The following is a 12,018-nucleotide window of genomic DNA, read 5'->3' as shown; positions in this document are numbered from 1 at the left end:
CGGGAAAGATGCCGAGCATGACCTCGGGCAAGGCCAGTGAAGTACCCGGTTGGTCCGCCACCAGGCGGTAGCGGCAGGCCAGCGCCAGTTCGAGGCCGCCACCCAGGCAGTGGCCCTGGATCAGGGCCAGCGTGGGGTAGCGCACCGCGGCCAGGCGGTTGAACAGGTCCCAGCCGCGCGCCACCAGCGCGCGCGCCTGTTCGGGCGTGTCCAGGCTGGCGAACTCGTTGACGTCGGCGCCCACGACGAAGCCCGTGGCCTTGCCGGAGCGGATGACCAGGCCCGTGGGCGGGGCCGCGTCCAGCGCGTCCAGCACCACCGCAAGTTCGCTCATGGCGTCGGCGGACAAGGCGTTGACCGCGCTGCCGGCGCGGTCGAAGGTCAGCCAGGCCAGGCCGTCGGCATCGCGCTCCAGGCGCCAGTGCGCCAGCGTGTCGATAGTCGTCATGAGCGGTCCTCGTCCAGGGTTTCGACCAGCATCGCGCCGCCTTGGCCGCCGCCGATGCAGATGGCCGCCATGCCGCGCCTGGCGCCGCGGCGCTTCAGGGCCGCCAGCAGGTGCAGCACGATGCGGGCGCCGGAAGCGCCCACGGGATGGCCGATGGCGATCGCGCCGCCGTCGACGTTGAGCCGGGCCGGGTCGAGGTCGCCCCAGGCCGGCGTGCCGAAGTGCTCCTGGCAATAGGCATCGTCGCGCCAGGCCGCCAGGCAGCCTAACACCTGGGCGGCGAAGGCCTCGTTGATTTCCCACAAGTCCAGGTCATTGAGGCCCAGGCCGTGGCGCTGCATGATCGGCGTGGCCGCGTGCACCGGCCCCAGGCCCATCTGCGCGGGATCGAGGCCGGCCCATTGGCTGTCGACGATGCGGCCCAGCGGCCGCAGGTTCCATTTGCGCACCGCTTCCTCGGAAGCGAGGACCAGCATGGCGGCGCCGTCGGTCACTTGCGAGCTGTTGCCCGCGGTGATGTTGCCCCAGGGCTTGTCGAAAACGGGTTTGAGCTTGGCGAGTTTCTCGGGCGTGGAATCATCGCGCACGCCGTCGTCGTCGGGGTACAGCTTGCCCTGCGTGTCGATCAGCGGCGAGATCTCGCCCAGCGCGCCGGCCGCGCGGGCCGCCAGCGCGCGCGCGTGGCTTTGCGCCGCATAGGCGTCCATGGCGGCGCGGTCGATGCCGAAGCGGGTGGCGACGTTCTCGGCGGTCTGCCCCATGGACAGGCCGACCACCGGATCGGTCAGGCCCTTGAGCAGACCGATGACGGGGGCGAGATTGCGCAGCCGGAAGCGGCCCAGCGCCGCGAGCTTGGCGCCTGCGCCGCGCGCGGCATACCAGCTGGCCAGCCAACGCACCATCTCGTCCGAATACAGCACCGGCGCGCGCGACAGCGCGTCCGTGCCGCCGGCCAGCACCAGTTCCGAACGGCCGGACTGGATGTTGGCCACTGCGGAATCCAGCGCCTGCATGCCCGAGGCGCAATTGCGCATGACGGTCCAGCCTGGCACCTTGTTGCCGCAGCCCAGGCGCAGCGCGATCACGCGGCCGATGTTCACTTCGTCAGGCGAAGGCGCGGCGCAGCCCACGATGACCTCGTCCAGGTCGGTGGGCGCATAAGGCTGGCGCAGCAGCAGCGCGCGGCCCGCCTGCACGGCCAGATCGCCGGCGGAGAAGGGACCCGGGCCGGTGCGCGCCTTCAGGAAAGGCGTGCGGGTGCCGTCGACGATGTAAACCGGTTTGAATGCCATCCGATTTCTCCTTTCAGGCGGCCCTGCGTTCAGGCGGCCCTGCGTTCGGCTGCGGGGCTGCCCTGGTCCGCGGCGCGCAAGTCAAAGGCGAAATCATCCACTTTCACCACCGTGTCGCGCAAGCGGTTGCGGCGTTTCACCACTGCGTATTCTTCGGCGGTGATGCCGCCGATGGCGAAGGCGGCATCGGCGATGTCGCGCACGTTGGCCTGCGGATTGCCGTCAAGCGCGCCGCGCTTTTCAAGTTCGCGGATCTTGGCTTCGATGGGCTCGGCGTTCAGCGTGGCGGCCAGCGCCAGTTCGATTGCGCCCACCGGTTCGGCCTCGGTCGCGGGCAGGTGGCAGCCGGCGGTCAGGCGGTCGCGCGTCGCGCTTGGGTTGATCAGCAGCCGCGCAACGTCCTGGCCCAGCTGGTCCGAGGGCAGGGCTTGCGTGCGGCCCCAAGGCAAGACCAGGCGGCGCAGGCTCCAGGCGACGAAACGGTTGGGGTAGTTTTCCAGCACGCCTTCGATGGCTTCCTGCAGCTTGTACAACGCATCCTGGATGGACCAGTGCGCCAGCGGCGCGTCGGCCGCCTGGCGGCCTTCGTCTTCGAAGCGCTTGAGGGTGGCGCTGATCAGGTACATCTGCGACAGCACGTCGCCCAGGCGCGCCGACAGGCGCTCGCGGCGCTTGAGGCTGCCGCCCAGCACCAGCATCGAGGTGTCGGCCAGCAGCGCGAAGGCGGCGCTGTAGCGGCTGAGCAATTGGTAGTAGCGCTTCATTTCCGGCGCGACGTCGGCGTTGACGCCAACGAAACGCGCGCCGGTGAGGGCGGTGCCCAGGGCGCGCAGCTTGTTCTTTGCGACGAAGCCCACGTGGCCCCAGAAGGCGCGGTCGAAATCATCCAGGCCGCGCTTGCGGTCGGGCGATTGCGCGGCCTGCATTTCAGCCAGCACGTAGGGATGGCAGCGGATCGCGCCCTGGCCGAAGATGATCAGGCTGCGCGTGAGGATGTTGGCCCCTTCCACCGTGATGCCGATCGGAATCTGCTGGTAGGCGCGGCCCAGGAAGTTGGACGGCCCCAGGCAGATGCCCTTGCCGCCGATGACGTCCATGCCGTCGTTGACGACCTGGCGCGCCCGTTCGGTCACGTGGTACTTGACGATGGCGGACACGACCGAGGGTTTCTCGCCCAGGTCCACGGCGCCCGCCGTCATGCTGCGCGCGGCGTCCATCATGTAGGTGTTGCCGCCGATGCGCGCCAGCGCTTCCTCCACGCCTTCGAACTTGCCGACGGGCGTGCGGAACTGGCTGCGCACGCGCGCATAGCCGCCCACCGCCCGCGTCGTCAGCTTGGACATGCCGGTGTTGGAAGAGGGCAGCGAGATCGAGCGTCCCGCCGCCAGGCATTCCATCAGCATGCGCCAGCCCTGGCCCGCCATGGCCGGGCCGCCGATGATGAAATCCAGCGGCATGAAGACGTCCGCGCCGCGCGTGGGGCCATTCATGAACATGGCGTTCAGCGGGAAATGGCGGCGGCCGGTGTCCACGCCCGGATGGTCGTGCGGCACCAGCGCGCAGGTGATGCCCAGGTCTTTCGCGCCGCCCAGCAGGCCGTCGGGATCGTACAGGCGGAACGCCAGGCCCAGCAGGGTGCATACAGGCGCCAGGGTGATGTAGCGCTTGTCCCAGGTGACCCTCATGCCTATCACTTCGCGGCCTTGCCATTCGCCCTTGCAGACGATGCCGCTGTCGGGGATGGCCGCGGCATCGGAACCGGCCCAGGGGCTGGTCAGCGCGAAGGCGGGTACTTCCTCGCCGCGCGCCAGGCGCGGCAGGTAGTGGTTCTTCTGTTCGTCGGTGCCGTAATGCAGCAGCAGCTCGGCCGGGCCGAGCGAGTTGGGCACCATGACCGAGACCGCCAGCGCCGACGAGCGCGTGGACAGCTTGGTCACGATTTCGGAATGGGCATAGGCCGAGAACCCCAGGCCCCCATATTGCTTGGGAATGATCATGCCCAGGAAACCCTGGGTCTTCAGGTAGCTCCAGACCTCTGCCGGCAGGTCGTGGCTTTCCTGGGTGACATGCCAGTCGTTGACCATGCGGCAGGCCTCTTCGGCCTGGACGTCGAGGAAACGCTGCTCGTCATCGCTCAGGCGCGGGCGGGGATAGGCCAGCAGGCGGCTCCAGTCGGGCCGGCCGCGGAACAGCTCGCCTTCCCACCACACCGTACCCGCCTCCAGCGCATCGCGCTCGGTGTCCGACATCTGCGGCAGCACCTTGCGGTACAGATTGAAGATCGGCGCCGACAACAGGGCGCGGCGGATCGGACGCACGCCCAGCAAGACCGCCGCCAGGAGCGCGACGATGACCAGAGCGTAGATGACTGCGTGCATTTTCTTGTCTCCGTGGAGGTTCTGTTCCGTCTGCGGGCGCGTGGCGCTCAGGGCACGTGCGGCAGGGGCGAGCGCAGGCCGCCGAGCAGAAAGCTCATCAGGCGCGGCAGCAGCAGGTTGGGGTTATCCGGTTGTTCGGCGTCGTCTATGGTCCAGCCCGTGACCGAGCGCAACAGGTCGGTGCCGATGATGGCGTACGAGGTGGCGCCCAGCATGAACTGGAAGCGCCACATGATTTCCGCGCGGGGTACGTCGGGCAGGGCCGCGAACAGCGCGTTGCGGTAGCGCTCCAGCACGTCCGCGTACTCCTCCGCGAACAGCGCGCGGATGAAATCGGAGGGGTCGGTCATGGTGCGTTCGAGCAGCGGCAGGAAGGTGCTGCCCGCCTGCGCGGGATCCGCCGCCAGGCGCAGCAACGTGCCGAAAAAGGCATCCACGATCTGCGACGGCTTCAGGGGCCTGCCTTCGGCTTGCGTCTCCAGTTCATCCAAAAGTCGCAAGCGCTCGCGGTTCAGCACTTCCAGGCGGCGTTTGAGCACCGCCTGCACGAGTGACTCCTTGGAGCCGAAGTGGTAGTTCACCGACGCCAGATTGACGCCGGCGGCCGCGGTGATCTGGCGCATCGAGGTTCCATCGTGTCCCTGCTGGGCAAACAAGGCCTCGGCGGTGTCCAGGATGGATTCACGGGTGAGGGATGGTCTGATTTCTTGCATAAGGTTGAATTCAAACGTTTGTTTAAAAACAATTATGCGTGAGAGATGGTTGAGACGCGAGCCTCGGCTATCCCCAATAGGGTTTACCACTACCGGCGCGCGATTCCAGCGTTCAGGACCGACCGGATTTTCGCCAGCCTCCGCCAGAGGGATGACAAATCTCATGCGGAGGGAGTAACGATTTCCTAGTGTTTGCGCATGATCCTGAGCCATTCGTCCTCGGACTGCCGACCTAGGATGAATGTGGTCTGGAACGGAGGCGCAAAACCCCGCAGTATCAGCGCGAGGAGTTGATTCTGTCGCGCCCCTGAATACGCAATGGCTAGCCCGTTCGCCCTACCGGACGGAAGGCCGATCAGCCCTGGCACAGGAGCAGGAGAAATGAAAACCTACAGAGTGGGACTGCTGGTTGACGGGTACGAGCAACCCGGTTGGATGCATGAGATGGTGGATTGGCTCAGGCATAGCCAGGATTTTGAAGTCGCTGCTTTGCTGGTGATAAGCGAGGAGGGCGGCGAGAAAGCGCCCCGCCTGGGCGTGCGCGCCCTGTTTGGCGCCCTGTCGCGTCTGGAAGCGCGGCTGTTGCCGGCAAAGCAGCGGCAGGCGCTTGCGTGCCGCGACATGCGGGAAAGCGTGCCGCAGGATACGGCCGCCGTCCTGTCGCTGGCGCCTGGCATGTCCGCGGACGAGATGCAGGGGCAGGTCGCGGCGCTGGGCCTGGACCTGGTCATCACGCTGGGCGCATCGCCGGCCACGCGTGAACAAATGGCGGACTGGACGCGGCTGGGGGTATGGCAGCTGAGCTATTCGGATATTGCGGTGGCGACCAGCCGCTATGCCGGCTTCTGGGAGGTCTATCAGCGCGAAGATCACACCACGGTGAAACTCTGGCGCGTCGGACCGCGAGAGGACCAGGACGAACTGCTGGACCAGCGCAGTTTCAACACCGAAGTGTTCTGGTTGAAGAATCAGGCGCGCGCGTTCAGCCTGGGGAATTTCATGGTGTACGACGCGCTGCAAACGCTGGCGCGCGTCAAGCAAGGGGTTGCGCCGCCGAGCATGCAGATCATGAGCGGCTTGCGGCGCGATGATCCGGTGGAATGGGATAGCGCCGCATATATTGCGCGTCAGGCCTGGTTAATGTCGGATTTGATTGTGCGCCGCGTCATGAAACGCAATGTGCGCTGGCGGATCGGCATGTTTCCCTCTGCGCGGCAGCAGGCGGTGGTATCCGAGGCCATGGTGTTGCAGCCACCCAAGGGCAGATTTTTTGCGGATCCGTTCGTATATACCCAGGATAAAAAGCCGTATATATTTTTCGAGGATTACGATTTTACTTCCCGCAAGGGCACGATCTCGGTCGCGACCTACTCCGACGGGGCTTTCCGCCTGTTGGGGACGGCCTTGAACCTGCCCTACCACCTGTCATTTCCTTATATATTCGAGCACGAAGGCGTCACCTACATGGTGCCGGAGACTTGCGGAAATCGTAGTATTGAACTCTGGAAATGCACCGATTTTCCGCTTAAGTGGGAGCTTGATGTAAATTTGATGACGAATATATCCGCCGTCGATACCATTATTTTCAAGCACGGCGAATACTGGTGGTTATTAACTAATATTGACCGGACCGACGGTCAAAGCCATTGCGACGAATTATTCGCTTTCTTTTCGGATTCGCCGCGCTCGACCGAGTGGACGCCGCATGCCTGCAACCCCATCGTGCGCAACCCGATGCGGGCGCGCAACGCCGGAATCGTTGTGTCGCCTGGCGGAGAGGTGATCCGCTGTGCTCAGTACCAGGGCTTCTGCCACTACGGCAAGGGCGTGTCGCTGAACCGGATCGAGGAACTAACGCCATCCACCTACGTGGAAACGGACGGCGAAATCCACTACGCAAGTTTCCTGAGAAAACGCCATGCTTCGATGCACCATTGGCATCATCAGGGCGGGCATACGGTATTTGACTTCGCCTATATGGAGTAAATCGTTCCGGAAACGCAAAAATAAAAATGTTACCTATATTTCGATTACGAGAAAGACGCACGGGCTTGATGTGTCCGCGGAAACATATAGACAGTTATTGTCCTGGTTCCGGAACTTCCAGGCCGCGCCCGGCGGATGCCGCGGCGCGGCTTTTTTACGGCTGTAACATCGGCCTGCCTTAGCCTGGAAGCCACGTCCGTCCTGCATCTTCCATAGGGAAAGCGCAAGCTCCTCATGGGGAATTCCTGGTGAAAACCCTAGCGTCGGAATGGATGAGATGCACGTCTCGTCCGGATTTACGATGATGATTAAGGCTAACGAATGATTTCTGTTTTTGTCGGATTATATCGAGCCGAAACGTCTTGATTTTGACAATTTCGAACCATAAGATGGGTCCATGCCATCCGTTATGTTGGCTACCAAAGTCTCCCAGCCCAAATGCTCCGGTTCAGCTTCATTAGATATTCCGGAATATTGCGGACTCGCACCGCGGGGTTGGAAAAAAAATAGTCTTCAGCACAGCGAAGATCCCTTCTAGGCCCGTCGAAAAACCGGGAGGACACCATGGCCAAGATGGTCCTGATTGAAGCCCATCCGCTCCTGCGGTTGGGGTTGTGGCAGATTCTGAGCAAGTTGGATGATGTGTGGGAAATCGAGGGGATGGGTTTGGCTGACATCTCCAAGGCGGACGGCGTGCACGCGGGCGCCGACCTGTTGATCTACGGATTGCCGGTGGATACCGACGAAGCATGGAGCGCGCTGCATGAAATCCAGCGCGTGCTCACGCCCAAGCGGATCCTGCTTCTGACGGACGTCATGCCCCTGCCCATGCCGGTGCAGGGCCTGCCCGGGGCAAGCGTCTACGGTTGCCTGATGAAGACGGCCTCGGTGGAGATCCTTGAAGCGGCCATCCGCCTGGTCATGGCGGGCGGGCAGTGCTTCCCCAGCGAACAGGCGTTGCAGGCTCCCGCGCAAACGGTCTGCGCCTTGCCGGCCCGGGAAGCCGACGATGCCGCCGCCAGCAAGGGCTCCATGCCCGTCAGCGCCGGCGCGCAGCTGCTGCAGATCACGCCGCGGCAATACGAGGTGCTGGTGTTGCTGGCGCGCGGTTATCCGATCAAGACCGTCAGCAGGATGTTGAACATTTCGGTGGCAACGGCCAAGACGCATGCATGCACGCTTTACCAGCGCTTGCATGTCAAGAACAAGGGCGAAGCCGTGTACGCGGCGCTGCAACGTGGCGCGACCCTGGAATGGCATGAGCCCAATGGCAGGGATGTGGACGCCGGGCAGCTCTATGGGCGCAAGCTCGGGTAGCGCGGCCGTGGTTGCGCTGCCTGCCCGGCAGCCTGGAACGCAAGCGTTCCATTGCTGCCGGGTATGCGCATAGCCATCATGGCTAATTCTTACACAGCAGTATCCGCGGTCGCAGTGCTGCTGCATTCCTCCACCAATCATCCTCCTGAACGAGATTCAGCGAACGTAGCCGCTGATAGCATGGGTTGTGTCCGCAAGACTGGATCGAGAGGGCGAACCACTCCGCCTCGCCATCGCGATTCCGTGCCGCGGACGAGATTCCCGTGAGGTCGGTGACGCCAGCAGCCTGCCGTTGCAGCAATGATGCGCCAGCGTCATGGGAACCGTGTATGGGCCATGCGTCACAAGGTTCCCCCCGGGATGACAACCGTACTGATCGAAGACTACGCTCTGCTCCGTGTCGCGATCCAGCATGTGCTGGAGCGTGCGCGGAACACCGACGATATTCTGGCCATCTCGCCAGCCCAATTGCTCACCATGTCCAGTTCGATCAATCGCCCAGTGGAGCTGCTGGTGATGGGTTGCAGCGGCCTGGCCGAGCAGGACGTCGGGCTCCTGTCCCAATCGATGGCGTTCTTCATGCCGCGGCTGGTGCTGGTGCTTTATTCGGTACTGGACCCGGGCGTCATGGCGGCGTGCGCGCGGGCGGGCGTCGCGGGCTACATGCCCAAGGCCTCCAGCCCCGATGCGCTGGCGGCCGCGGTCAGCCTCGTCATGGCGGGCGGCGAATGCTATCCGCAGCCCGCGGCCCGACCTCAGGGCGCTTCGCATCCGCCAACCCAGGAGCTGAGGGAACTGACCCAACGGCAGGAAGAGATCCTGCAGTTGCTGGTGCAGGGCAAGACCATGCGCGAGATCGGCCAGCAGGTCGGCATATCGGTGGCCACGGTGAAGAGCCATGCGCGCACGCTGTACTGGAAACTGAACGCGCGCAACCAGGCCGAGGCGGCCTATATCGCCGTGCAGATGGGACTGGTCAGAAGCGGCAACGGCGCAACGGCCGCCAAGCACGATCCCGATGCGTAGGATGGGTTAGGCGCGAGAGATCCGATGCAAGAGCGTCGGTCTCGAGCGCGCGTAACCCATCGCCAACCGCCCAAGGAAAATTGAACGCGTCGCAGCGTTGACGGCTTGCACGCGGCAGATGCGGAAGGCTTGTGCGGTCGTTCGGCCGTTCAAACGCCCGCGCCGCGGGCCGCATGCTTGCCCTTGGCCGCAACCAGCGCTTCGAATTCCTGTTCCGCCGCAGCCAGCACGCTGTCGACGTGCAGATGCGTCTGCGCGTACTGGCGCGCCGCGGCGCCCAGGGTTTCGCGGATCTGCGCGTTGTAGCTGAGCTTGCGCACCGCCTCGGCCATGGCGGCGCCGTCTTCCGGCGGCGTCAGCAGGCCGCAGCGCGCGACCACGCCGGCCAGCTCGGTGCCGGGCGCGGCGCCGCACACCACGGGCCGGCCGCTGGCCAGCATGCCGGTCAGCTTGGACGGCATCACCAGGTCGGCGGCGCCGGCGCGTTGCGGCAGCAGATGGATGTCGGCGGTGTTGAGCAGTTCGCCCAGGCGTTCGGCCGGCTGCAGGTCCAGGAAGACGACGCGGGCCAGGCCCTCGCATTGCTGCTGCAGCGGCGCGCGTTCGGGTCCCTGGCCGCAGAAGACGAACCACAGGCGCGTCTCGCGGCTGAGTCTGCGGGCCACGTCGGCCAGCGTCTGCAAGCCCTGCTTGCCGCCCATGTTGCCTGAATAAAGCGCAACGATGGCGTCGTGAGGAATGCCCAGCTCGGCGCGGTAGTCGCCGCCGCCGGCGCGCGGCGCGATCGCATCGACGTCGATCCAGTTGGGCAGCAGCACGGCGCGGCCGGGGTCCACACCCTTGGCCCGCGCCAGGTCCAGCATGCGGTTGGAAATGGTGGACACGCGGTCGAAGCGGCGCATCAGCCAGCGTTCGGCCCTGAGCACCATGGCGCGCAGGCCGGCGCCCTTGAGCAGCCCCAGCTCGAACGCGGCGTCCACTTCATAGTCCTGGATGTGCAGCCAGGCGCGGGCGCCGCAAAGCCGCGCCGCCAGCCAGGCGGCGGGTGCGCAGAATAGCGCGGGTTCCACCACCAGGATGATGTCCGGCCGTCCCGCGGCCGCGCGCAACAGCGAGGGCAGGCTGGACAGGGCGAAGCTGGCCAGGTGGATCAGGCGCTTGAGGCCGCCCGGCCGTTCGGGAACCCAGAGCGGCGCGCGGCGTACGGTGACGCCGCGCAGGACTTCCTTGCGGTAGCGGCCGGCGCGATAACCATCGTGCACCTGCCACTGCGGATAGTAGGGCGGGGCCGTCACCACGCTGACGTCGTGGCCGCGCGCAGCCAGCCATTCGGCCAGTTCGGCGCTGTATTTGCCGATACCTGTGAGTTCAGGCGCGTAGTTGATGCCGTAGATGAGGATTTTCATGCCGGGCCAGCCTGGCGCGGGCGTACCGGGCGGCATGGGTTGCCGTGGCACACCATGGCGGGCGGCATGTTGCGGAATACCGAGCTGCGCGCGCCGATCACGGCTTCACGTCCGACGGTCACGCCGGGGCCGATGAACACGTCGGTCGCCACCCACGCGCCGTCCTCGATGCGCACGGCGCGTTCGCGCAAGGGGAAATCGGGTTGCCCCGCATCGTGGTCGGCGGCGCACAGGTAGCTGCGTTGCGACACCACGGCATGGGCGCCGATATGGATAGGCCCCAGGCTGTAGATGACCGCGTCGTCGCCGATCCAGGCGTAGTCGCCGATTTCGACCTTCCAGGGATAGGTCACGGTGGCGGTGGGCCGGATCAGGACCTTGCGGCCGACCCGCGCGCCGAAGCAACGCAGCAGCCAGCGGCGAAAGCCATAGGCGACCTGCGGCGACCAGCGGAACAGCGTCGCCTGCACCGTCCACCAGAGCTGCACCGTCAGGGCGGAGCGGCCGCGCTGGCCGGGCGCCAGCGCAAAACGGTCGAGCTGTTGCAGGGCGCTCATTTGGCGGCTCCCGCCACGGCGTCGTCGCGCGCGGCGGCGGCGCTGGCCTGCCGCGCCTTCTGGATTTCCTCGGTCTTGATGCGGATCTGCCAGTAGTACATGGCGCGCGCCACCGCGTAGTCGTAGCCCGCCTTGCCGTCCAGGAAGCCCAGGCGGAACACATAGGAATGCAGGAACGAGATGGGCGCCTTGAACGGCATGGCCTGGAAGATGCGCTTGAGCAGGGCGCGCGCGCCCACGTTGGCCTCGCGCGGATCGTTCATCAGGCCTTTGATGCGCAGGTTCGCTTCCCAGTCGGAATAGCGGTTGTGCTTGTCGAAGTAATGGAACAGCGAATCATGGTCGTTGTGCACCATGCGCTGGCGCAAGGCGAAGGTTTCGCCTTCGACTTGCGGCTGGTAGTGGCCTTCGACCTCCCACATGTGCGCCACGTCCAGGTCGTCATAGTCCAGGAAGCGCGAGCGGTCGCGCGCCAACAGGGCCAGCTTGTAGACGCGGTGCCCGTGTTCCAGCTTCTTGCCGCAGAACACGTAATCGAACGGCACGAAGGCGCCGCCCGCGCCCGCCGCGAAGCGCGGCAGGGCTTCGCGTATCTCGGCGGCCAGAGCGGGCGTCATCTCCTCGTCCGCGTCCACGTACAGCACCACCGGATGCGAGAACGGCAGCTGTTCCAGGCACCACTGCTTCTTCTTGGGATACTTGCCGTTCCACTGGAAGTTGGAGACCTTGGCGCCCAGCGCCGTCGCCATGGCGCAGGTCGCGTCGGTGCTGTTGGAGTCCACCACGAATACTTCGTCGAATTCGACCAGCGCCTTCAGGCACTTGTTGATGTTGCGTTCCTCGTTCTTCGTCATGACGACGACCGATACCGGTATCTTCTGCATGATGCTGTCCT

10 protein-coding genes are annotated in these 12,018 nt (G+C 65.1%); 3 read left to right on the top strand and 7 right to left on the bottom strand.

The features are described from left to right. From N5C88_RS27980 to N5C88_RS27965, 4 genes are all read right to left on the bottom strand, one after another. Positions 1 to 448: enoyl-CoA hydratase-related protein (locus N5C88_RS27980; RefSeq protein ID WP_280016650.1), on the bottom strand; the 448-nt coding region annotated here is incomplete at its 3' end. Continuing rightward, positions 445 to 1,740, bottom strand: a complete 1,296-nt coding sequence (locus N5C88_RS27975; RefSeq protein WP_280016649.1) for an acetyl-CoA C-acetyltransferase — start codon at positions 1,738 to 1,740, stop codon at positions 445 to 447. The genes N5C88_RS27975 and N5C88_RS27980, both read right to left, overlap by 4 nt. 29 nt (positions 1,741 to 1,769) lie before the next feature. After that, positions 1,770 to 4,118 (bottom strand): acyl-CoA dehydrogenase, encoded by a 2,349-nt coding sequence (locus N5C88_RS27970; protein ID WP_280016648.1) that lies wholly within the window; start codon positions 4,116 to 4,118, stop codon positions 1,770 to 1,772. A gap of 47 nt (positions 4,119 to 4,165) precedes the next feature. Further along, positions 4,166 to 4,831, bottom strand: coding sequence for a TetR/AcrR family transcriptional regulator (locus tag N5C88_RS27965; RefSeq protein ID WP_059372165.1), 666 nt, complete (start codon positions 4,829 to 4,831; stop codon positions 4,166 to 4,168). 381 nt (positions 4,832 to 5,212) lie between these two features. Here N5C88_RS27965 and N5C88_RS27960 point away from each other — a divergent pair, with 381 nt between their 5' ends. From N5C88_RS27960 to N5C88_RS27950, 3 genes are all read left to right on the top strand, one after another. Beyond that, entirely contained in the window at positions 5,213 to 6,817 is a 1,605-nt protein-coding gene (locus N5C88_RS27960) for a hypothetical protein (protein ID WP_280016647.1), read from the top strand. A 564-nt stretch (positions 6,818 to 7,381) separates the two neighbouring features. Then, the gene (locus N5C88_RS27955) at positions 7,382 to 8,134 is read left to right on the top strand and encodes a response regulator transcription factor (RefSeq protein ID WP_059372168.1); all 753 of its coding nucleotides are present in this window, start codon (positions 7,382 to 7,384) and stop codon (positions 8,132 to 8,134) included. A 360-nt stretch (positions 8,135 to 8,494) separates the two neighbouring features. Next, on the top strand, positions 8,495 to 9,160 hold the full coding sequence (locus N5C88_RS27950; RefSeq protein ID WP_059372171.1) for a response regulator transcription factor: 666 nt from the start codon (positions 8,495 to 8,497) through the stop codon (positions 9,158 to 9,160). A gap of 149 nt (positions 9,161 to 9,309) precedes the next feature. On the opposite strand, the gene N5C88_RS27945 is transcribed toward N5C88_RS27950, so the two are convergent. The 3 genes from N5C88_RS27945 to N5C88_RS27935 are packed head-to-tail and all read right to left on the bottom strand — an operon-like array spanning position 9,310 to position 12,007. Beyond that, positions 9,310 to 10,566, bottom strand: a complete 1,257-nt coding sequence (locus tag N5C88_RS27945) for a glycosyltransferase WbuB (RefSeq protein WP_059372821.1) — start codon at positions 10,564 to 10,566, stop codon at positions 9,310 to 9,312. Continuing rightward, a complete protein-coding gene (locus N5C88_RS27940; protein WP_059372172.1) occupies positions 10,563 to 11,123 on the bottom strand; it encodes a putative colanic acid biosynthesis acetyltransferase in 561 nt (186 codons plus the stop codon). Before N5C88_RS27940 ends, N5C88_RS27945 begins: the two co-directional genes overlap by 4 nt. Then, entirely contained in the window at positions 11,120 to 12,007 is an 888-nt protein-coding gene (locus N5C88_RS27935) for a glycosyltransferase family 2 protein (RefSeq protein ID WP_280016646.1), read from the bottom strand. Before N5C88_RS27935 ends, N5C88_RS27940 begins: the two co-directional genes overlap by 4 nt. Positions 12,008 to 12,018 lie beyond the last annotated feature (11 nt).

The organism is Achromobacter sp. GD03932 (genome assembly GCF_029839485.1).
In the GTDB taxonomy this organism is placed as follows: Bacteria; Pseudomonadota; Gammaproteobacteria; order Burkholderiales; family Burkholderiaceae_B; genus Achromobacter; species Achromobacter bronchisepticus_A.
The sequence above is the reverse complement of the archived record's forward strand: the minus strand, read 5'-3'. Positions and strand labels throughout refer to the sequence as shown.